Annotated in this window: 18 protein-coding genes; 10 read left to right on the top strand and 8 right to left on the bottom strand. The window is 63.2% G+C overall.

Going from position 1 to position 20253, the window contains the following annotated elements:
- Positions 1-37 precede the first annotated feature (37 nt).
- Positions 38-451, bottom strand: a complete 414-nt coding sequence (locus DDQ68_RS00830) for a hypothetical protein (RefSeq protein WP_109652040.1) — start codon at positions 449-451, stop codon at positions 38-40.
- A gap of 329 nt (positions 452-780) precedes the next feature.
- Here DDQ68_RS00830 and DDQ68_RS00825 point away from each other — a divergent pair, with 329 nt between their 5' ends.
- Positions 781-1338, top strand: a complete 558-nt coding sequence (locus tag DDQ68_RS00825; RefSeq protein WP_109652037.1) for an urease subunit beta — start codon at positions 781-783, stop codon at positions 1336-1338.
- A 66-nt stretch (positions 1339-1404) separates the two neighbouring features.
- Positions 1405-2217: a HEPN domain-containing protein gene (locus DDQ68_RS00820; protein ID WP_109652034.1), complete on the top strand. Its 813-nt coding sequence runs from the start codon at positions 1405-1407 to the stop codon at positions 2215-2217.
- Between the two features lie 198 nt (positions 2218-2415).
- Here DDQ68_RS00820 and DDQ68_RS00815 read toward each other — a convergent pair whose 3' ends face one another.
- Complete coding sequence (locus DDQ68_RS00815) at positions 2416-3084, bottom strand: Dps family protein (protein WP_109658272.1); 669 nt, start codon at positions 3082-3084, stop codon at positions 2416-2418.
- Positions 3085-3545: 461 nt separating this feature from the next.
- Between DDQ68_RS00815 and DDQ68_RS00810 the strand changes: the two genes are divergently transcribed.
- From DDQ68_RS00810 to DDQ68_RS00800, 3 genes are all read left to right on the top strand, one after another.
- Complete coding sequence (locus DDQ68_RS00810; RefSeq protein ID WP_109652031.1) at positions 3546-4586, top strand: IS630 family transposase; 1041 nt, start codon at positions 3546-3548, stop codon at positions 4584-4586.
- 62 nt (positions 4587-4648) lie between these two features.
- Positions 4649-5320, top strand: a complete 672-nt coding sequence (locus DDQ68_RS00805; RefSeq protein ID WP_109652028.1) for a response regulator transcription factor — start codon at positions 4649-4651, stop codon at positions 5318-5320.
- Positions 5304-6701 (top strand): sensor histidine kinase, encoded by a 1398-nt coding sequence (locus DDQ68_RS00800; protein WP_109652026.1) that lies wholly within the window; start codon positions 5304-5306, stop codon positions 6699-6701. The genes DDQ68_RS00805 and DDQ68_RS00800 overlap by 17 nt, the downstream gene beginning before the upstream one ends.
- Before the next feature lie 214 nt (positions 6702-6915).
- Here DDQ68_RS00800 and DDQ68_RS22315 read toward each other — a convergent pair whose 3' ends face one another.
- Both DDQ68_RS22315 and DDQ68_RS00795 read right to left on the bottom strand, forming a co-directional pair.
- A complete protein-coding gene (locus DDQ68_RS22315) occupies positions 6916-7068 on the bottom strand; it encodes a hypothetical protein (RefSeq protein ID WP_211320208.1) in 153 nt (50 codons plus the stop codon).
- A 160-nt stretch (positions 7069-7228) separates the two neighbouring features.
- Complete coding sequence (locus DDQ68_RS00795) at positions 7229-7672, bottom strand: thioredoxin family protein (RefSeq protein ID WP_109652024.1); 444 nt, start codon at positions 7670-7672, stop codon at positions 7229-7231.
- Positions 7673-8041: 369 nt separating this feature from the next.
- Between DDQ68_RS00795 and DDQ68_RS00790 the strand changes: the two genes are divergently transcribed.
- From DDQ68_RS00790 to DDQ68_RS00780, 3 genes are all read left to right on the top strand, one after another.
- Positions 8042-8347: a response regulator gene (locus DDQ68_RS00790; protein ID WP_109652022.1), complete on the top strand. Its 306-nt coding sequence runs from the start codon at positions 8042-8044 to the stop codon at positions 8345-8347.
- A 17-nt stretch (positions 8348-8364) separates the two neighbouring features.
- The gene (locus tag DDQ68_RS00785; RefSeq protein WP_109652020.1) at positions 8365-9099 is read left to right on the top strand and encodes a sigma 54-interacting transcriptional regulator; all 735 of its coding nucleotides are present in this window, start codon (positions 8365-8367) and stop codon (positions 9097-9099) included.
- Between the two features lie 151 nt (positions 9100-9250).
- The gene (locus DDQ68_RS00780) at positions 9251-9403 is read left to right on the top strand and encodes an ATP-binding protein (protein WP_109652018.1); all 153 of its coding nucleotides are present in this window, start codon (positions 9251-9253) and stop codon (positions 9401-9403) included.
- A 128-nt stretch (positions 9404-9531) separates the two neighbouring features.
- On the opposite strand, the gene DDQ68_RS00775 is transcribed toward DDQ68_RS00780, so the two are convergent.
- The 4 genes from DDQ68_RS00775 to DDQ68_RS00760 form a co-directional block, all read right to left on the bottom strand.
- Positions 9532-10875, bottom strand: a complete 1344-nt coding sequence (locus tag DDQ68_RS00775; RefSeq protein WP_109652016.1) for a DUF4270 family protein — start codon at positions 10873-10875, stop codon at positions 9532-9534.
- On the bottom strand, positions 10859-11890 hold the full coding sequence (locus DDQ68_RS00770; RefSeq protein ID WP_109652014.1) for a Kelch repeat-containing protein: 1032 nt from the start codon (positions 11888-11890) through the stop codon (positions 10859-10861). Before DDQ68_RS00770 ends, DDQ68_RS00775 begins: the two co-directional genes overlap by 17 nt.
- A gap of 236 nt (positions 11891-12126) precedes the next feature.
- Positions 12127-12861, bottom strand: a complete 735-nt coding sequence (locus tag DDQ68_RS00765) for a LytR/AlgR family response regulator transcription factor (RefSeq protein ID WP_109652012.1) — start codon at positions 12859-12861, stop codon at positions 12127-12129.
- A gap of 214 nt (positions 12862-13075) precedes the next feature.
- The gene (locus tag DDQ68_RS00760) at positions 13076-14191 is read right to left on the bottom strand and encodes a sensor histidine kinase (protein WP_109652010.1); all 1116 of its coding nucleotides are present in this window, start codon (positions 14189-14191) and stop codon (positions 13076-13078) included.
- A gap of 680 nt (positions 14192-14871) precedes the next feature.
- Between DDQ68_RS00760 and DDQ68_RS00755 the strand changes: the two genes are divergently transcribed.
- Together DDQ68_RS00755 and DDQ68_RS00750 are read left to right on the top strand one after the other, a co-directional pair.
- Positions 14872-19395: a Pls/PosA family non-ribosomal peptide synthetase gene (locus tag DDQ68_RS00755; protein WP_109652007.1), complete on the top strand. Its 4524-nt coding sequence runs from the start codon at positions 14872-14874 to the stop codon at positions 19393-19395.
- A gap of 414 nt (positions 19396-19809) precedes the next feature.
- On the top strand, positions 19810-20253 hold the full coding sequence (locus DDQ68_RS00750) for a helix-turn-helix domain-containing protein (RefSeq protein WP_162549684.1): 444 nt from the start codon (positions 19810-19812) through the stop codon (positions 20251-20253).

Genomic DNA, 20253 nt, shown 5'->3' with positions numbered 1-20253 from the left:
CCAACCGGGCGCACTGCCCACGGGGGCGGCCGCCGGGCTACGCTCGCGGCGGTTGCAGCAGCGAGGCGCTGGGCTGGAAGCGGTACAGCGCCACCCAGGCACTGCGGGGCCCCGGCACGGCACGGGGCACGCGCGGCGCCCAGCCCAGGTGGGGGCCCTGGGCCACCAAAAAGGCCCCCGCGGCGCAGTCGTGGCCGCCGTGCAGGGGGAGGCCCTGGTGGTCTTGCTGGTGCCGGGCCGAGCAGATGCAGCCGAAGTGCTGCTTGGTGCCCGCGCCGTAGTGCTCCACCAGAAACTCGCCCAGCGTGAGGCCCCCGCCCGCCGCGGAGTGGTGGAAGCGGTAGTGCTTCACCAGCTCGGGCAGCTTGGCCAGCTCGCCCAGGTCGTTCTCGGGCACGCAGCTCCCCAGCAGCATCAGCAGGCTTAAGAAGACGGCGGCGAAGCGTTTCATTGGCGACAGTACCCAAATGGCCCCCCAATGGTTCGGAACCCGCCGCGAATTTAAGGGGATTTTAAGGGGTTGCCCGCCGCAACCCCACCCTCGGCTCCCTCTCCGGTGGGAAAGGGTGCGTTCAACGAGCTAGTTAACAGCTCAGGTACTGGTATCCTTCCCCACCAGATTGTGCGCATTAAGCGGCGTGGGCGGGGGGGTGATGTTGCCCAAACGCCCCTATCTTGCCGCCTCACCCTACCCCGCTGCCCTGGCATGGAAAGCCCCTTGCCCGTTGCATTTGCCTCGGTGGCCGGCCCGAGCTACGCCCTGGGGCCCTACCACGGGCCATGAGCAATACGGCCGACCGGCCGGTGCAGGTCGGCTCGCACTATCCCTTCTTCGATACCAACGCCGCCCTGCGCTTCGACCGCGCCGCCGCCTTGGCCCACGTCGAGGTGTACCTCGGCTGCTTCGGCCTGGGGGCCCACCGCCGCAAGTACCCGGCCCAGCTCTCGGGCGGGCAGCGCCAGCGGGCGGCCATCGCCCAGCAGCTACTCTGCTCCGACTACCTCATTCTGCCCGACGAGCCCTTCTCGGGCCTCGACGTGGCGATGATTGACGAGGTGGAGAAAATCATCGTCGAGGTCACGACCCTCGACGAGCTGAACACGGTGCTCATCGTGTCGCACGACATCGCCACCACCACCGCCCTCGCCGACCGCCTCTGGCTGCTGAGCCACGAACGCGACGCCGCCACCGGCCAGCTCCTGCCCGGGGCCACCATCAGCCCCCGCCACCAGTACAACCTCGCCCAACTCGGCCTGGCCTGGCACCCCGGCGTGGAATCCGAACCAGAATTCGCGCAGTTCGTGGCGGAGATTAAGGAGGAGATTCGGGGGAGTTAGGGTTAGATTTGTCGTGCTCTCATAACCTAATAACAACTGAACTTCTAACGAATAAACTTCAAAGAAATGAGTGAGACAAAGAAAAAACTGAAGGCTGAATTAGCTGATCTCTTACGTTATGCAGAGCACCTGCATAATCATGAAGCAATATTGCAGGGAAAAATACCCAAAAAGGAGGCAGATATATTAAATACTGATACTGATTTTAAAAAATTTCAAAAAGAGTTCGATAACATAAGCATAAGCTATAATAAATGGTATTCAAAGACCATTCAAATTATCAATCAACTCTTACCTGACAGAATTATCGAATTTAAGAAATTATATAATGATGAAAAACGCACAAAAGATATAACATTTTTAAACTATTCTATTTCAGACTATTTAATCGGCTTGAGAATTACACGGGGATGGGAGAAAGAAAATGCTGTTGACGCATTTGCTGCATTTCACGCTAAAATATTACAACAGATATCTATATTAAACTCTTGTCTAGATATTATTGATTCTAAGCTATCCAATATTGAAGGCATTTTACAGTCTGAACTATTTGCCAGCGAACTAGATATGGCAAAGGATATGCTCAAGAAAAAACATATCAGAGTGTCAGGCGCATTAGCAGGAATTACTCTTGAAATTCATCTTAAAAAGGTCTGCATCAATCACGGTGTTGTTTTCAAAAAAGCTCATCCAACAATCACTGACTTCAATGAAGAACTAAGAAAGAGCGAACTGATTGACGTACCAACTTGGCGCTTAATTCAGCGACTTGGCGACATTAGAAACTTGAGTGTTCACTCAAAAGATCGTGAACCGACAGCAGATGAAGTTGAGGACTTGATTAGAGGGTGTGAGAAGCTTATTGCTGAGCTTTATTGAAGCAGAACGTTTTAACATGCTCATAATTATTTGAGATAAAGAGGTCATATTATAATTCAAGTCTCCCAATACATTCTCAAGTCATCACCTCTACCCACGCCCATAAACGCAAACGGGATGGGTGCGCTGCGGCTACTTACCGCAATGCACCCACCCCGTTTAACATTCAACTCCTGGGGGCTGGGGGCCCCGGATGGCTTATTGCATGTGCACGCGGAACTGCCACACTTGCTTGTCGAGGACGTAGCTGAGCTCCTGCAACTGGTTGGAGGTCACCTCGTCTATTTTGCCTAGGTGGTCGATGCGCTGGCGCACGCGCTTGGCCACGGTGGTAATGCGCTCGGTCATGAGGATGAGCATTTGCTTATCAGAGAGGTAGCCCCCCGGGAACTCGCCTAGGTTGGCGTTGGCGGCCACCACGGCGGTGCGGCCATCAATGGGGTGGCCCACTTGTAGCACGCGCTCGGCCATGATATCGGCGTACTTGAGGTACTGGTTAGCATATTGTTGCAGCTGCTCGTGCAGCGGCAGGTAGATGGGGCCCCGCAGGTTCCAGTGGCTCTGCTTCGCGTCGTGGTACAGCTCCAGCAGCTCTACCACGGTGGCTTGCAGGTCGTCGGTGATGGGCTGGCGCTTTTCGGCTTCTACCGGAATGAGCGCGTCAGCAGCCGGGTTGCGGTAGTCGAGCTTGCCGTTGGGGTCGGCCGGGGGCGTGGGGGTGTTGTCGGGGGCCGTGGGGGTTCCAGTGGCCGCCGGGGCAGCTTGCCCGGTGGTGGTGCGGTTGGCGCGGCGAGATTGGGCGGTGGCTTGGTAGGGGGCGGCGGCAGCCAACAAGGCTACGGAAGCCGCGAGGAAGTAAATTTTCATAAAAACAAGAAAAAGAAACGTGGCTAGCGGTGGGGCCCCGAGCCGGGCCACCCCCCCCGGCGTGGGAGAATAGACTTTGAACGGCACCTTGCCGTAGGCGGCACTTAGCAAAAGCTTAAAATTGGCTTAAGACCTCGCTCAAGGCCCTAACGTGGTGTTTGTAAGCGTGTACTTGCTGTTTAGAAAGGCAGCTACTTGGCAAGCCGAGGTGTTAGCAGCCTTATCCGACGACCCAAGGGTGGTTGTGCTGAGCGCAGTGAAGCATACTTCCCGCAGCAGTGAATGGTTACTTACACGGGAGAGATACTTCGGCTGCGCGGACGCTAGGTGAGCGTAGCCATTCTAGCGCACAGGGTTTCATTTATTCAACTTCCCCGTAAGCACCCACTACCAAACACCTACTTATACTCGTCACGAAGTAAGTTGCGAATGAGTTGCGGGCAAAGTACTAAACTTGTGTCATGAACGTGGAGTTGACCGTTTCCGAGCGCCAGCACTTGCGCCAGTTGCAGAAGCAACGACGCGATGACGAGGGGTACGTGAAGGTCACGGTCGTGCTGATGCTCGACGCGGGCCGTGGCCTGGCGACGGTGGCTCAGGATTTGGGCCTGGACGAGACGACGGTCTACCGCTACGTGCGGGCGTTTACCGACCTGGGCCTGGAAAAGTACCTGGCCCACGAGCAGCCGGGCTACTGGGGCCTGCTGTGCAGTGCCCAACTCGCCCACTTGTGCCGGGAAGTCAACACGACGCTCTACACCGATTGCAAAGCCATACAGGCGTGGCTGTTGCGCACCTACCAAGTGACCTATTCGCTTTCCGGCCTGACGGACTTGCTCCACCGCCTGGGCTTTACCTACAAGCTGACCACCCCCGTGCCCTGCCAGGCCGATGCGGCCGCGCAAGCTGATTTTCTGGACGAGTTGGTCGTGCTTGAAGCCCACGTTGAGCGGGGCGAGGCGGTGCTCTATTACGCCGATGCGGCCCATCCGACCCACAACACGCGTTGCACCCGCGCCTGGTGCGCCGTGGGCCAGGAACGCCCCCTGCTCACGGTCAGCGGCCGCGAGCGGGTGAACCTGAACGCGGCCCTGAACGCCTACGAACCGACGCAGGTGGTGCTCGACGAAACCGCGTGCGTCAACGCGCAGAGCACCCGGCGACTCTACGAGCAGCTGCTGGCCGCCCACCCCGACAAGGCCCGCATTTACGTCGTGTGCGACAACGCCCGCTACTATAAAAACAAGGAATTGCGGGTCTGGCTGGCCGACAAGCCCATCTGCCAGGTGTTTTTGCCCCCTTACTCGCCCAATCTGAACCTGATTGAGCGCTTCTGGAAATACCTGCGCCAGAAGATTATCAACTCCACCTTCTACCGCACCAAGGGCCAGTTCAAAAAGGCCGTGCTCAACTTCTTTGACCGGCTCCCCGAGTTTGGCCAAGACCTCACGTCCCTACTAACCCGGAAATATCATATTCTCGACGCGCAACCCTCTTCGTGACGAGTATATTACCGGCCGCCGCGCGTTGCGGAGCCGTTATTTCCCTAGCTTTTCCTATTCTTATGCGACTATTGATAATTGAGGACGAACCCGGCATTGCCCGGTTCCTGAAGCAGGGGCTGGAGGAAGAGTCCTTTGCCGTGGACGTGGCCGGCACGGGCCCCACCGGCCTCGCCCTGGCCCTGGCCCAGGCCTACGACCTGCTGCTGGTGGACTGGATGCTGCCCGGCCTCAGCGGGCTGGAGGTGTGCCAGCAGCTGCGCGCCGCCCACGACCGCACGCCCCTCATTTTCCTCACCGCCAAAGACACCGTGGCCGACACCATTGCCGGCTTGCAGGCGGGGGCCAACGACTACATTAAGAAGCCGTTCCACTTCGAGGAGCTGCTGGAGCGCATCCGGGTGCAGCTGCGGCCGGCGGGGCCCCCGGCCGAGCCCGAGCGCTTCGGCGTGGGCCCCATCGTGCTCGACGTGGGCACCCACCAAGTGCACAAAGACGGCGAGGAAATCGTGCTCACCCAGAAGGAGTTTGCCCTGCTCGAATACTTGCTGCGCCACAAGGGCAAGGTGTGCCACCGCCAGAAAATCATCGAAAATGTGTGGGATATCCACTTCGAGTACAATACCGGCGTGATTGACGTGTACGTGAACGCGCTGCGCAAAAAGCTTAGGTTAGGTAAGGAGGACGAGTATTTGCAAACCATCCGCGGCATTGGGTATGTCGCCCGCGATTAGCGTGGAGCTGCGCTTTAAAGACCGCGTGGCCCTGCACTACGTGCTGGCCACGGCCGCCCTGGTGGCGGCCGCCTACCTGCTGGTGTTTGGGGTGGTGCGCCACCGCGTGTACACCGACCTCGACGCCAACCTGCGCTTCGAGGCCGCCAAGCACATGGGCGAGCTGGCGGTATCGGGCCGCACCGTGCGCTTCGCCGACCGCAGCGAGTGGGAGGAGCGCGAGCACCGGGAGGTGCAGGTCGACCCGGTGTTCATTCAGGTGAACGACGCGCAGGGGCGCCTGATGGACCGCTCGCCCAACCTCAAGGCCGACCAGTTAGCCTTTGACGCTACGCCGGGCTGGCGCGCGCCCCGCAACTCGATGCTGCGCGGCAAGGCCATCCGGCAGGTGCAGGTGCCCATCGTGCGGGATGGGGCCCCGGTGGGCTACCTGCTGTCAGGGCTATCGTCGGAGGCCGCGCAGCACGTGCTGGATAGTCTGGCGCTGGTGCTGCTGGGCTCGTTTCCGGTGGTGCTGCTGGTACTGTTTGGCAGCGCGCGGCGGCTGGCCGGGCGCAGCATCGCCCCCATCGCCCAAATTACGGCCACCACCGCCCGCATCACGCGCAACAACCTGGCCGAGCGTATTGCCCTGCCCCCGCGCCCCGACGAGCTGCACACGCTGGCCAGCGCCATCAACGGCCTGCTGCAGCGCGTGGAGCAGGCCGTGGCCCGCGAAAAGCAGTTCACCGCCGACGCCTCGCATGAGCTGCGCACCCCGCTGGCCGTGCTCAAGGGCACCCTGGAAGTGCTGGTACGCAAGCCCCGCACCCCCGCCGAATACGTCGATAACATCACGCTCGGCATCCAGGAAATCGACCGCCTCACGCACCTCGTCGAGCAGCTGCTGCTGCTGGCCCGCTTCGAAAACCACGCCCCGGGGCCCCACCGGCAGGAGCTGGCCGTGCGCAGCAGCGTGCACGACGTACTGCTGCGCCACCGCGGGGCCCTCAGTGCCAAGCACATCCGGGTAGACGTGGAAGACGACCCGGCCGACGCCATCGCCTCCGATCCGTATTTAGTGGACCTGATTCTGGACAATGTGCTGAGCAACGCCATCAAGTATTCGCCGGCAGGCTCCACCATTGCGGTGGGGCTGGCGCACCGGGGCCCCCGGCTGGTCTGCACCGTGGCCGACCAGGGCATCGGCATTTGCCCCACCGACCTGGCCCGCATCTTCGACCCGCTGTATCGCTCCGACGCCCTGGCCCACAAGCACATCGACGGCACTGGCCTGGGCCTTTCCATCGTGGCCAAGGCCTGCACCCTGCTCGGCATCGAGCGCACTGTGCAGAGCGAGCTGGGCCAGGGCACGGTATTCACGCTAGTGTTCCCAGTGTAGGGCCCCAAGTTTAAACTGCGCATGATGAGGCCGCCGGAACGGTCATGCAGCGTGCAGCGCAGCATCTCTCCCGCGGCAGTAATCAGGGCTAGTGGAACAGTAGAGGTGCTGCACTGCGCGCTACATGACTGTTTTATTTGCTTTTAACCCCCCTTTACGGCATCACAAAAGATAAATCCGCGCTCACGATATTGGCCGTGAGGCCAGTAGTTTGCTAGTAGTGGCCGTAGCGCAGGTCGATGAATTTGAACTTGGCCACCCGGCCCACGAAGGGCGTTTTGAAGCAGCTGAGCCCGTAGAGCGGGGCGTAGCGGAAGCCCAGGCCCAGCACGGCAACGCGCAGAAAGACAAGATATTTCATCATCATAAAAGTGCGTTTTAGTGCTAAGACTTATTCCTAAAATCAGACAAAAAAGAACGTCATGCAGCGCGTAGCCAAGCATCTTTCCTGCGTAACTAATCCTGATTACTGGCGCGGGAAAGATGCTTGGCTGCGCGCTGCATGACGTTCTTTTTTGGGCGGTTTCTTATTCGGGAACAACTCTATGGGGCTTGGCGGCGGGGCCGCCGGGGCGGTAGCCGCTCTTGGCCAGCACCTTGCCCTCGGACGAAAGCAGCACCACCAGCGGAAACGTGCCTTCCTTATTGAGTTGGGCAGCGGCTTGCTCGCTCAGCTTGGTTTGGGCGGGTGGCAGCTGGTTTTTGCGGTTGCGCGGGAAGTCGAAGCGGGCTAGCACGAACTTGTCCTGGGCGTACTGCGCGAACTCGGGCTGGTCGAATACCTCCTGCTTCAGCATGATGCAAGGCTTGCACCAGTCGGAACCCGAAAACACAGCCAGCACCGGGCGCTGGCTGGCCTTGGCCTGTGCTAGGGCGGCGGTGAGGTCGGGGTTCCAGGCGGTGGCGGGCGGCGGCGTTTGGGCGCGGGCTCCGGTGGCCACCAGCAGCGCACTGGCCAGGAAAAAACGCATGGCGAATCGACAATAAGAAAGGACGAATAACCCCTCAAAGAACGCGGCCCCGACCCGCCGCGGTGCCCAAAGCGTATGGCCCGCAGTGCTTTTAAGCAAATCTTAAGCCCAACCACCGGCCAACCAGCTACAAAATACGCCAGAGCGTGGGTGGGGCCCCGGCGGCCCAAAGACTGGCGTTTTTTGCAGCCTCCCCAAACTGCCCCACCCATGCCCACCGGTACGCTGCTGATTACAGCGGTTTTCGAGTTGGTGTACCCGGTACCGTAAAACGGAGTGGCACTCCGCTTGGCGTTTGCACGGAAACGGAGTGCCACTCCGTTCTACAATCCTTCCGTATTGGCGGTACACTGACTCGAAAACCGCGCAATCGACGACGAGGCCCACTTACGGCAGCTGCGGGCACGGGTACTGGAGCTGGAAGGCTACGCCGTGCTCCAGGCCCCCGGCGTGGCCCGCGGCTTCGAGCTGCTGCGCGCCTACGCCGCCGAGGTGCTCGTCATCCTCTCCGGCGTAAAGCTACCCGACGCCCACGGCGTGGACCTGCTGCTCCGCTTCCGGGCCGCCGCACCCGACGCCGAAGTAGTGCTGCTCACCACCTTCGGCACCATCGCCAACGGCGTGCGGGCCAATGAAGCAAGGCGCGTTCGACTACCTCACGAAGGGCGATTTTGAGCAGCAGCTCGTGGTAGGTGGTGGAGCGCGCCGCCGACAAGGCCCGCCTGCACCAGCGCCTGGCCACCCTGGAGCGCCACGTGGCCCAGCGCGCCAATTTCGACGCCATGATTGGCACCTCGCCCGCCCTGCGCCGGGCCCAGGACCTGGCCCGCCAAGTGGCGCCCACCGACGGCACCCTGCTGCTGGGGGGGCCCAACGGCGCGGGCAAGGAGCAGTCTGCCCAGGCGCTGCGCGAGGCCAGCGGGCGTCGCCAAAAGGCATTCGTGGCCGTCAATTACAGCACCTTCCCGCGCGATTTGCTGGATTTGCAACTGTTTAGCCATAAGAAAAGGGCCTTAACGGGGGCCCTGGGCGACAAGAAAGGGCTGCTGGAAGAAGCCAACGGCGGCACCTTATTCCTGGACGAAATTGGCGAGCTGGAGCTGAACATGCAGGCCAAGTTACTGCGGGTGTTGGAGTTGCAGCAGTTCACCAAGCCCGGCGACACCAAGCCTACGCAGGTGAACGTGCGCTTGATAGCCGCCACCAACCGCAACCTCGAGCAGGCAGCGGCCGACGGCAACTTCCGGCACGGCTTGTACTACCGGCTCTCGGTGTTCACCATCGTGGTGCCGCCGTTCAGCGCCCGTATGGCCGACGTGCCGCTGCTGGCCGCCTACTTTTTGCAGCACTTCGCCACCCGCTCACGCCGGCCGGCCACGTGCTGTGCCTGCGCAACATACTGGACTTCAAAAAGCTCGACCAGCTGAAATCCGACTTCCTGGCCACCATCCCGCTACTCGCCCGCGGGGGCCCCGCTCGTCATCCAGGCCGTGCCGTGGGGCGAAATGATGCAGCTGAGCGTGCGCGACCAGGGCCCCGGCATGGCCCGCGTGCACCACAAGCGCATCTTCCAGCAGTTTGCGGGCGTGCCAGGGGTCCCGCCCCGGCAGCTCGGGCCTGGGCCTGAGCATTTCGCGCAAGTTCATCGCCGCGCAGGGCGGGCAACTGTGGGTGGAAAGCCAGCCGCCGGCCGGCTGCTGCGTCCTGTTCACGCTGCCCGTGGCGGGCTGAACGGGATTTCCATTGGCAGCCTGTGCCGCCAGCCGGCACCCGGGCCGCCGCCCCTCCGCAACGCAAAAGCCGCCGGCCCACAGCAGTTGCTGCGGCCCGGCGGCTTTTTTAGGGGCCCCGCGGGTAGACTATTGCACGATGCGGGTGTAGTATATCCTGACTTGCAGCGGCGCAGCGGTATTGGCCTGGTTACCCAGCGCACCACCTTTAAAAACGAGCGCTTGCACATCCGGGCTCAGCAGCAGGCCGTTGTTATCAATGGTGCCGGCCAGTACGGCTTGTATGTAGTTGAACAAGTTGAAGGTGTACGTGACCTGCGGCAGGCCGCTCCGGGGCGAAGTAATCACCGTAGGCCGAACCGTGGAGGCCAAACCGGCAAGGCCGGTATCAAACGCTGTCCGGATCTGGTTGGAGCTGTTGGTAAGCGTCGTGCCCAGGATAGGCAGGCGCGCCGCGGTGCTGTCTCGCACGGCGCCGGGCACCGCCAGCTGCAACGTGGCCGAGTTCAGTACCAAGCTGTTACCAAACTGATTGAGCGACCGCAGGTACGGGAATTCCAGCTTGGTGTAAATGCCCAGCGTGCCCTGCACAAAGCTGCGGTTGCCCGTGGCCGTGCTGCTGAGCGCCTGGCGGAACGCGGTGAGGCCCGCCAGCGCAGTACCCGTCCGGTCGGTTTCTAAGTGGTAGAAGTGCGGGAGACTCTGCCCCCCCGTGAAGGTGTAGATAAGCACCGTGGCCGGGTCGTTGACGGAGTGGTGGTACAAGCGCAGCACGGCGGCCGCCCCAAAGCGCAGCAGGGCCCCGTTGTCGGTGGCGCCGGGCGTCAGGGCCAGTCCGTTTAGGTAGCGCCCCAACTGTTCTTGCGCAGTCAGCTGGTTGGTTTGGCCGGCGTTCCAGAGGACCTGGCCCAGCACGTTGCTCAGGCGAATGTGCAGCGACTTCGCCTTGGTGCCCGGCCGGAACTGGCGCTGGCCGAGCACGGTGGTGCTGTAGGGCACGTCGTCCTTCGTATGGTAGGGCTTGCCGTCGGTACGCAGCGCGTTGAGGAGCTGGTGCACTTCTACCCGCTGCACTTTCGTGCTATCGCCGTAGCGGTAGGCATCCGACCTCATGTCCAGCGCCACCGAGTCGTACACCTGGGTTTGGTCGACCAACAGCGGTGCGTCGAGGGCAAGGCTCACGTAGCCCCGGCCCGTTACGGTGCCAAACAGCGGGTCGGCGTAACGCCCCACGACCAGCCCGGAATTGTTCGACGAAATGATGGAGTCGATGAGCACCGTGCTGGTGCGCACCGTCAAGGTGTCGGTGAAGAAAGCCACCCGGTTCACCGCCGCGGGCGCGGGCAGCGAGTCGTTGATGCCGTTGCCCTTTTTGCAGCCCGCCAGCAACACTATTGCCAGCAGCAGGCCCAGCAAGCCGGCCCCGGTACGGGGCTGGCTCGTCAAGTGGCGTTCGTTATTGAGGAACTGCATCCGGCGCAAACTGGTACAGATCGTCGAGGCGCGTGGTGCCCGTTACGCCCAAGCCCACGTAGCCCATGCTGCCAATGGCGAACCCAACGCCGTTGGAGCGGCCCACGCCACCGCCGCCGCCGGTCGTGGCGTTGAAGGCCGTTTTCACCGTCCAGGTATCATCAGTTGGGCTATAGACCCAGCAGTCAGCCTGCACCGCGCCTTTGGTACCCGTGGCAATGTAGCCCATCGAGCCCACTGCGAAGCTGGCGGCATTGGCGCGGGGCACGAGGGTATAGTCGTAGTCCAAAGCATCGGCCGACGTAGCCGAGTGCTGAATGAGCGGGCGGCGGGCCGTCCAGGTGCTGGTGCTGGGGTCGTAGGAGTACACGTCAGTGGGGTAGGCGGCGTTGTCCGTGCCCAGCATCACATAGCCTTTGTCGTTGACCGTGAAAGCCGAGGCGCCCTGGCGCTTGGCCCCGGGGAAGCTATTGATGGCCGACCAGGTGTTGGCGGTAGCGTTGTACTGGTAAAAGTCGTTTTGGGTGTTGCCAGTATTGCCGGTGCCCACGTACCCCACATTTTTAGCGGTGAAGGCCACGGCGCCGTAGCGGGCCGACGGGAACGAGGCAATCTGCGACCAGGTGTTCTTGGTGGGGTCGTACTTCCAGAAGTCGCTCAGGTAGTTCAGACCGTCGTAGCCGGTGCCCACGTAGCCATAGTTGGCGTCGGAAAAGGCCACGGCCAGGTAGCGGCCCTTACCCGGAAAACGGGCTACTTGGGTCCAGCTGTTGGAAGAGGCGCTGTAAGCGTAAAAGTCTTTGAAAGCACCGAGGGTATCCGTACCGTTCATGCCCAGGCCAGTGTAGGCCGTGCTGCCAATAGTGAAGCTCACGGCTCCGCTGCGCTTCAAGCCGCCGAAATACGCACTGCGGGTCCAAACGCCGGTAGCGGTGGTGGTATCGGGAGTTTTTTTGCAGGAACCGAGGCTTAAGGTCGCCAGCGCAAGCAAAACGACTGGAAAAAAATTCTTCATGAAAAGAAAAATGGAGTAAGCAAAATGGATGTCGTACGCCGCAAAGATACCCGAAACCTATCTGATGGTTGCTTGCCCACCCAACTACTTTTGAGCTTTCGGGGCCCGGCATGGCCCCACCAACGGCAACGGGCTACGGTTTAGTGCCCCGGGCGGCCCCGCCCTGGCGCTGCACCGGCCAATAGTTCGGGGCCCCTTCCCGGGCGAAAAGGGCCGCACTGGGGCCCCGGGCAGCCTCAGATCCAGCGGCTCAGGAATTGCCCAAACGCCTCCTTGTACTGGTCGCCCACGGGCAGCGTGGCCTCGCCAATTTGCACGGTGAGGCGGCGCACAGCCTCAATTTTGTCGAGCGCCACGATGAATGAACGGTGGATGCGCAGGAAGCGCCGGGCCGGCAATTTTTCTTCCATGGCCCGCAGGCTCAGCAGCGAGAGCAGGGCCCGGGGCGAGCTTTTGAGGTGCACTTTCACATAGTCCTTCAGCCCCTCAACGTACAAGATATCGGCCAGCAGCACCCGCACAAGCTGGTACTCTACTTTTAGGAAAATGCTGTCTTCCTCGGGCGGCGCGGGGGCGGCGGCGGCCTGGTCACGCTCGGCGTAGGCACGGGCCTTGCCAGCGGCCCGCAAAAACTCCTCGTAGTTGAAGGGCTTCACCAGGTAGTCGAGGGCGTCGACGCGGTAGCCTTCCACGGCGTACTGGCTGAAGGCGGTGGTGAACACCACCCGGGGCCCCCCGGCCTGGGCCAGCACGCGGGCCAGCTCCAGGCCGTTGAGCTCCTGCATCTGAATGTCGAGAAACGCTACGTCGACGCCGCCCGGGGGCAGCGCGTGCAGGCCGTGCAGGGCAGCCACGCCGTTGTCGTAGCGCCCCACCAGCTCCAGAAACGGCGTTTTTTCAATGAACGAGCAAACCAGCCCCAGGGCCAGCGGCTCGTCGTCGACGGCAATGCACTTGAGAACGGTGGACATGGGCAGTAATTCGTAAGCTTTATTTGGTAAGGTAGTTTGGGGGATCTGAACGTCATGCAGAGCGCAGCGGAGCACCTCTACTGCGCAACTATTCAATTTTACTGCTGCGGTAGAGATGCTTCGACTGCGCTCAGCATGACGTTCTGATTGTTTTCGATGACTTCTTAGTAGATGGCTTTTATAAAATCGCCACAGCGCCCTTAAATCTCACCGGCTACTCCACCGTCAGCGCCAGCTCCACCAGGTACTCGTTGGTGGGGGTGCGCTCGGTTACGCGCAGGTCGTAGCGGCCGGGGTAGAGGAGTTCGAGGCGGCGGCGGGTGTTGGCCAGGCCGATGCCGTTGCTGCCGGCCAGGTCGGTGGTGGGCGTGGGCAGCAGCGTGTTGCGTACTTCCAAGGCCAGCGTGTGGGGCGTGGGCTGGCGCAGGGCCACAACAATGCGGCTGGTATGCGAAGCCGCCGCGCCGTGCTTAAAAGCATTTTCGACGAAGGGCAGCAGCAGCATGGGGGCCAGTGGCACGTCGCGCAGCGGCGCGGGCGGCGCGAATTCCACCGTCACGCGGTCGGTGAGGCGCAGCTGCATCAGGGTGATATAGTCCTGGATGAAGGCCACCTCCTGGCTGAGCAGCGTGGGGCCTGCGGCCGTGTCGTAGAGCACGTAGCGCATCATGCGCGAGAGGCGGTGGATAGCCGCGCGCGCCTGCTCGCCATCGAGCAGCGTGAGGGCGTAGATGTTGTTGAGCGTATTGAAGAAGAAGTGCGGGTTGATTTGGGCCTTCAGCGAGGCCAGCTCCGAAAGCACGCGCTGCTGCTCCAGCCGCTCGCGGCCCTGGGCCTCGTTTTGCCAGCGCTGCACCACCGTGATGCTGGTGGCGATGCCCAGCACCAGCAGCGTAATGAGCGTGCTGGTGGCATCGAAGCGGAACGCGCCGCGGGGGCCCCGCAGGCTGCCGCGGGCCCGCAGCAGCTGGGGCCCCGCGCCCGCCGGCTGGGTGGCCGCGTGGAAGGCGCGGTCCATCAGCTCGCGCAGGTGCAGCTGCTTTTCCAGGCCGTAGTTGGCCAGCAGCAGCAGCGCGGCCGTGGCCACCAGGGCCCCCACAAACCAGCCCGTGTGCCCCCGAAACAGCAGCCGCGGCACGCTGACGCCCACTGTGAGGTAGAAGGCGCCTACCCACACGGCCAGCATCAGGCCCTGCTTCACCCAGAACTGCGGGGGCATGACGACGCGCCCGGTGAGCGGGTGAAACAGCAGAAACGTGAGCCCGAACAGCCCCCACACCAGCACATGGATCAGCGGCTGGAGGGCGCGCCGGGGAGAAAAATCAGCCATAAGTATTGGGCCAGTAAGTAACAAGCGTAAAATATTTTGCACCGAAAAGAACGTCATGCTGAGCGTAGCCGAAGCATCTCTCCCGCACACTAAATCAATCGTTTAAAGAAGCGGTAGAGATGCTTCGATAAGCTCAGCATGACGTCCTGACGACTTCCTAGAGCAGCTTCATTGATGATCATATCCCTCCTTCGTCTGGATGACAAGCACCTATTTATACTCGTCGCGCAGTAGGGTGCGGGGCTTGCCCCCGCCCGTCGTTGCACAATTGGCGCGCGGTTTGCGCAACGGCGGGCGGGGGCAAGCCCCGCACCCTACTGCTTTTTCGCAAATCACTTCGCGACGAGTATAGATAGCCTCTTAACGGCAAAAAGGTAGGCAAGCGGAAAGGCAAATTTAGGCCCGGGCCTGCCCCGCCGGCGGCCGGCCCGACCGACCGGCCGATTGTACCGACCAGCGCCCGGCTTTGGCCGGGCAGCCCCGCCGCCGGGGCCTCGCCTGGCGCAATCCTTGCACTGACTCGGGCCGGGGTAACCGACCGGGCCGGGGACGCGTTACCTTCATCAAAAACCTTTGCGGCGCTTCTAGCTTTAACGCCGCGCTTCTTTCACGCCGCCTTTCTTTCATACCCGCCGCGCCGGGGGCCCCGCCCGGGCCCCCGGCGCGGGCCCCCCGCTCCCATGCTCGACGTTAACGAACCGCTGGTTTCGCCGCCACCCGCACCCGACCCGACTCCACCAGTCCCCGAATTTGAAATCCTGTTTCGGAAGAAGGAAAAGCTGATTGCCAGCTACCTGGCCGCCTTTGCGGTGGTGTATTACCGCCACCAGCCCGAGCGCTCCCCGGCCCAGCTGCAGGCCACGCTGCACATCGCCAACGCGGCGCTCGACTTCCCCGCCGCCGCTGTGACGCTGGGCCTGCACGACACCCTCACGCTGGCCGAAGTAGAGGCCGAAGCCACTGCCCAGCTCGCCCTGGCCCTGGCCGGCGTGGCCGAGGAGCTGGGCGCGGGCATCATGCGGGCCCGCATTTCCTTCCCCGCTCCCGAGGCCCAGCGCCCCGACCAGGCTTGGTGCGTGACGCTGGGCTTCGAGCAGCCCGGGGCCGTGGCCGTGGGCTTCAGCTGCGCCGAGGCCACGGGCGGGCTGCGCGTCGAGCTCTTCATGCCCGCTCACGTGCAAAGCGTGTTCGAGCAGTTGGCCACGGCGCCGGGCGCCACCGTGGGCCACGTGTTTTTCCTGGCCCCCGATGAGGTGGCGCAGCTGCGACAGTTCAGCACCGTGCCCCAGCGCGTGCCCACCGGGGGGCCCCAGCAGCTGCACCGGCTGTTCGAGGAAACCGCCCGCACCTACCCCAACCAGACGGCCGTGCAGTGGGCCGGCCGCGCCGTGCCCTACCACGAACTGAACGCGCAGGCCGACGCCCTGGCCGCGCGCCTGCAAGCGGCCGGCGTGCGGGCCGGCGACTTCGTGGGCCTGCTCATGCACAAGTCGGTGGAGCTGTACGCCGGCATGCTGGCTGTGCTGAAGGCAGGGGCCGCCTACGTGCCCCTCGATCTCTCCTATCCCGCCGACCGCGTCACGTTCATCCTCAACGATTGCGGGGCCCGGGCCCTGCTCGTGAACGACGCCCCATCCGACTACCTCGCCGCCTGGCCCGGCCAGGTGCTGAACCTGGCCGAAGCGCCGGCCGGGGCCCCCGCCGCACCGCTGGGCCCCGTGGCTGGGGGCCCCGAGTCCATTGCCTACGTCATCTACACCTCCGGCACCACGGGGCTGCCCAAGGGCGTGCTCATCCCGCACCGCAGCATCTGCCACCTGGTGCGGGCCGAGCAGCTGCTGTTCCAAACCACCCCGCAGGACCGCGTGGCGCAGGGCTTTTCGGTGGCCTTCGATGCGTCGCTGGAAGAGCTGTGGCTGGCCTGGGCCGCCGGGGCCGCCCTGGTGCCCGTGCCCGAGGAGACCATGAAGGCGCCCGACGCTCTCCCCGACTTCTTGAGCACCAACCAGGTAACGGTGTTTTCGACTGTGCCCACGCTGCTTTCGCTACTGGCTAGCGCCGTACCAAGCCTGCGCCTGCTCATCCTCGGCGGTGAGGTATGCCCGCCCGAGCTGCTGGCCAAATGGGCCAGCCGCCAGTGCCGCGTGGTGAACACCTACGGCCCCACCGAAGCCACCGTGGTAGCCACCGCTACCGACTTCGTACCCGGCCAGAAGCTCACCATCGGCCGGCCCCTGGCGGGCTACGAGGCCCTGCTGCTCGACCAGCTCGGGCAGCTTGTGCCGCTGGGCGCCACCGGCGAGCTGTGCATTGGGGGCCCCGCGCTGGCCGCCGGCTACCTCAACCGCCCCGAGCTGACGGCCGCCAAGTTCAACACCGTAGCCGAGCTGGCCACCGGCTTCAGCGGCCGCCTCTACCGCACCGGCGACCTGGCCCGCTTCGAGGCCGACGGCAACGTGGACTTTCTGGGTCGGATTGACACGCAGGTGAAAATCAGGGGCTTCCGGGTGGAGCTGGCCGAAATTGAGTCGCTGCTCTTGCAGTGGCCCGGCATCCGCAACGCCGCCGTGGCTCTGAAAACCGACGACGACGGCGTGCAGAAGCTCATCGCCTACCTTATCCTCGACCCCGCCCACCCGCTACTCGACGCCAAGGCTGTGCGCGCTTACCTGCGCGAGCGGCTGGCTCCTTATATGATGCCAGCCGCGCTGGTGCCGCTGGCCAGCTTCCCGCTGCTCACCAGCGGCAAGGTCGACCGCAAGGCCCTCCCCTACCCGGTAGTCGGCGACGCGGCCCCCACCCGCGAGCTAGCCCTGCCCCGCACCCCCACCGAAGCCGCCGTGTACGCCGCCTGGCAGAAGCGCTTCGACACCTCCGACCTCTCCACCACCGACGACTTTTTCGAAATTGGCGGCAACTCGCTGCTGGCCTCGCTCATCATTTCCGAGCTGCGCCAGCAGCCCCAGTTCGCCGGCTTGTCGGTGAAGGAGATGTACACCCGCCGCACCATCGAGGCCCTGGCCCAGGCCGTGGACGCCGCCGCCGCCGCCGCGCCCGCCGCCGCCGCAGAGGGCCCCGCGGGGCCTCCAGTGCCGCACGCCTCGCAAGCCACGCGGGTATTCACGGCGGTGCTGCAAGCGGCGGCGGTATTCTTGTTCTACCTGGTGCCGGTGCTGATTTTGAACACCTCCATCGCCGTGCGGCCCTGGCTGCAGGCCCAGGCCGACTGGGCCATTGTGGCGCTGGTAGCCGCCGCGGTGCTGGCCTACGTGCCGGTAGCGTGCGGACTGGTTATTCTATTTAAGTGGCTGATTATTGGCCGGTTCAAGGCCGGTGAGTATCCGCTGTGGGGCCTGTATTACGTCCGGTTTTGGGTGGTGAAGAAGCTAGTGGAAGCCGCGCCCACCCAGCTGCTTTCGGCCACGCCCTACCTCAACGTGTTCTACCGCCTGCTGGGGGCCCGCATCGGCCACGGCGTGTACCTGGGCTCGACGCGCCTGATGACCTTCGACCTGCTGACGCTGGATGACGGCGCCAGCATTGCCCGCGAGGCTGGCCTACTGGGCTACCGCATCGAGCGCGACCGCCTCATCCTGGGGCCCATCCGGGTGGGACGCGACGCCTACGTGGGCCTGCGTGCCATCCTCGAAAACGACACCGAGCTGGGCGACGAAGCCGAGCTGGACGACCTTTCGGTAATGGCCGCCGGCCAGCGCGTGCCGGCCCGCGAGGGTTGGCAGGGCTCGCCCTCGCAACGGGTGCGCACGCTGGCCGGTGCAGTCCCGTCGCGGGTACGGCCCGGGGCCCCCTATATGGTGGTGCAAACCCTGGCCATCGCCCTGATGCTGTTGCTTCCCACCAGCGCTTCGGTGCCGGTATTCGGTTTCTTCTACGAAGCAGTGGAGCGCTACGGGCTGCTGCCGGCCCTGCTGACGCTAGTGCCGCTGGCAGCGGCCTACGTGCTGGTACTGGGGGCCCTGCTGGCCCTCACCAAGCGCTTTGTGGCGGGGCGGCAACTGGCCGGTACACTGCCTTTATATAGCCTGGCCTACGTGCGCCACTGGCTGGCCGACGCCGTACTAGCCCAGAGCCTGAGCGTGCTCAAGCCGCTGTACGCCACCATCTACGCGCCGTTCTGGCTGCGCTTGCTGGGCGCGAAGGTGGGCCGCCGGGCCGAAATATCCACCCTCAACCATATCTCCGCCGACCACCTCACAGTAGGGGCCGGAGCCTTCCTGGCCGATTCAGTGAGCGTGGGGGCCCCGCGCGTGCAGCGCGGCCAGGTGGCTGTGGAAACCACCGTGGTGGGGGCCCGCACCTTCATCGGCAACAGCGCGGTGCTGGCCGGGGGTACGGTGCTAGGCACGGGCCAGCTCATTGGGGCCCTGTCGACGGCGCCGCCCGCGGGGGCCCCGGCCAACACGTCGTGGGTGGGCTCGCCGGCATTTTTACTACCCAACCGGCGGGTATCGGCCACGTTCACGGACGCCCTCACGTTCGACCCGCCCGCGCATTTGGTGTGGGCGCGGGGCGCGATGGAGTTCTTCAAAATCACGCTGCCGTTCGCCTTCGTGTCGGCCACGTTTGCGGCGGTGTACCACTACTGCGCCTGGCATTTGCGCAACGGCTACCCGTTCTGGATCAGCGCGTTGCTGGGCACGGGCGTGCTAGTAGGCACCGTGCTGGCGCTGTCGCTGCTCACTGCTGCCACCAAGTGGGTGCTCATCGGGTGCTACCGGCCGTCGGAAAAGCCGCTGTGGTCGAGCTACGTGTGGCGCAACGAGCTAGTTAATTCGCTGTGCGAGAGCTACGTGTTTCTGTACTGGGTGACCCCGCTGCTGGGCACGCCGTTCGCCACCTCGTTCTTCCTGCTGATGGGCAGCCGCATCGGCCACTCGGTGTACCTGGACACGACCGAAATCACAGAATTCGACCTGGCCTGGGTGGCCGACCACGCCGTGCTCAACAACGGCAGCACCATCCAAACCCACTTATTCGAGGACCGCATCATGAAGATGTCGACCCTGCGCATCGGGCGCTACGCTACGGTGGGCACCTCGGCGGTGGTGCTCTACGACTCCGTAATCGGACCCGGCGCCACCCTCAAAAGCCTCTCGCTCTTGATGAAAGGCGAAACCCTACCCGCAAACACCCGCTGGCAGGGCATCCCGTGCGCCTTCATTCCGGGGGGTGTCAACGGGTGAGGTTGGGGTGGCGGGGTTAGTGGGTTGCGCGTCAGTTTTCCGCTTAAATAGATTGGCGAGAATTAGGGTCAGGCGCTTACCGAAATTCAAGGTTCAGTAGCAATCAACTTGACTCTACTTTTGACTGGCTCTTGATTCGGGGAAGTTTACAGCCCGCGATGTACACATTGCCCGCTTTGTCCAGCGCCAAGCTAGTGGCTAAATCGCCGAAGCTGTAGTAGTCACCTTCCGTTTGCACCGCCCACAGCCATTCTCCAGCCGGACTAAGCTTGGCTGTAGGCTTCCCCGCTAAGTGAGCTAGTCAAAAATAGAGGTCAAATAGTGACAAACGTCCCTACTTCAGTCCCGACTAGTGGTCTGACAACTTAATTCCGTTTGTAACAGTAACGAGTGGACACCATCCGTTTTTCGCTAATGCCCCGCCTCGCCAAACCCGTCAACCTACCGCCTGCCGATGCCGCCAAATTGCAGGCGATTGTCACAAAAGGCACCCACAAGAGCCGCAAAATCGCGCGCGCCCGTGCCCTACTGGCCATGAGCAGCGGCAAAGGAGCCGCCGCCGTGCAGGCCGAAGGGGGCATTTCCCCCACCCAGTACTACCGCCTCAAGCGCCGCTACCTGGCCGGGGGGCTGGCCCAGGCGCTGGAAGAGCGCCCGCGTAGCGGGCAACCGCCGAAGGTGACGCCCGCCCTGGAAGCGCGTATCACCAGTCTGGCGTGCAGTGAATTGCCGACCGGCGCGGCCCGCTGGACGCTCTCGCTGCTCAACGAAACCCTCGTCTCGCTCGACTACGGACCGGCCGTTTCCAAGGAAACGATTCGCCAGGTGTTAAAAAAAGCCACCTCAAGCCCTGGCTAA

It is taken from the genome of Hymenobacter nivis (assembly GCF_003149515.1).
Taxonomy (GTDB): domain Bacteria; phylum Bacteroidota; class Bacteroidia; order Cytophagales; family Hymenobacteraceae; genus Hymenobacter; species Hymenobacter nivis.
Note: the sequence above shows the minus strand (reverse complement) of the source record. Positions and strands in the feature narration are given on the sequence as shown.

Coding starts and splice junctions, on each gene's coding strand:
- DDQ68_RS00765 (WP_109652012.1), bottom strand. CDS start 12,861: ATGTCCACCGTTCTCAAGTGCATTGCCGTCGACGACGAGCCGCTGGCC.
- DDQ68_RS00820 (WP_109652034.1), top strand. CDS start 1,405: ATGAGTGAGACAAAGAAAAAACTGAAGGCTGAATTAGCTGATCTCTTA.
- DDQ68_RS22315 (WP_211320208.1), bottom strand. CDS start 7,068: ATGATGATGAAATATCTTGTCTTTCTGCGCGTTGCCGTGCTGGGCCTG.
- DDQ68_RS00775 (WP_109652016.1), bottom strand. CDS start 10,875: ATGCAGTTCCTCAATAACGAACGCCACTTGACGAGCCAGCCCCGTACC.
- DDQ68_RS00755 (WP_109652007.1), top strand. CDS start 14,872: ATGCTCGACGTTAACGAACCGCTGGTTTCGCCGCCACCCGCACCCGAC.
- DDQ68_RS00810 (WP_109652031.1), top strand. CDS start 3,546: ATGAACGTGGAGTTGACCGTTTCCGAGCGCCAGCACTTGCGCCAGTTG.
- DDQ68_RS00825 (WP_109652037.1), top strand. CDS start 781: ATGAGCAATACGGCCGACCGGCCGGTGCAGGTCGGCTCGCACTATCCC.
- DDQ68_RS00805 (WP_109652028.1), top strand. CDS start 4,649: ATGCGACTATTGATAATTGAGGACGAACCCGGCATTGCCCGGTTCCTG.
- DDQ68_RS00750 (WP_162549684.1), top strand. CDS start 19,810: ATGCCCCGCCTCGCCAAACCCGTCAACCTACCGCCTGCCGATGCCGCC.
- DDQ68_RS00830 (WP_109652040.1), bottom strand. CDS start 451: ATGAAACGCTTCGCCGCCGTCTTCTTAAGCCTGCTGATGCTGCTGGGG.
- DDQ68_RS00815 (WP_109658272.1), bottom strand. CDS start 3,084: ATGAAAATTTACTTCCTCGCGGCTTCCGTAGCCTTGTTGGCTGCCGCC.
- DDQ68_RS00800 (WP_109652026.1), top strand. CDS start 5,304: ATGTCGCCCGCGATTAGCGTGGAGCTGCGCTTTAAAGACCGCGTGGCC.
- DDQ68_RS00795 (WP_109652024.1), bottom strand. CDS start 7,672: ATGCGTTTTTTCCTGGCCAGTGCGCTGCTGGTGGCCACCGGAGCCCGC.
- DDQ68_RS00770 (WP_109652014.1), bottom strand. CDS start 11,890: ATGAAGAATTTTTTTCCAGTCGTTTTGCTTGCGCTGGCGACCTTAAGC.
- DDQ68_RS00760 (WP_109652010.1), bottom strand. CDS start 14,191: ATGGCTGATTTTTCTCCCCGGCGCGCCCTCCAGCCGCTGATCCATGTG.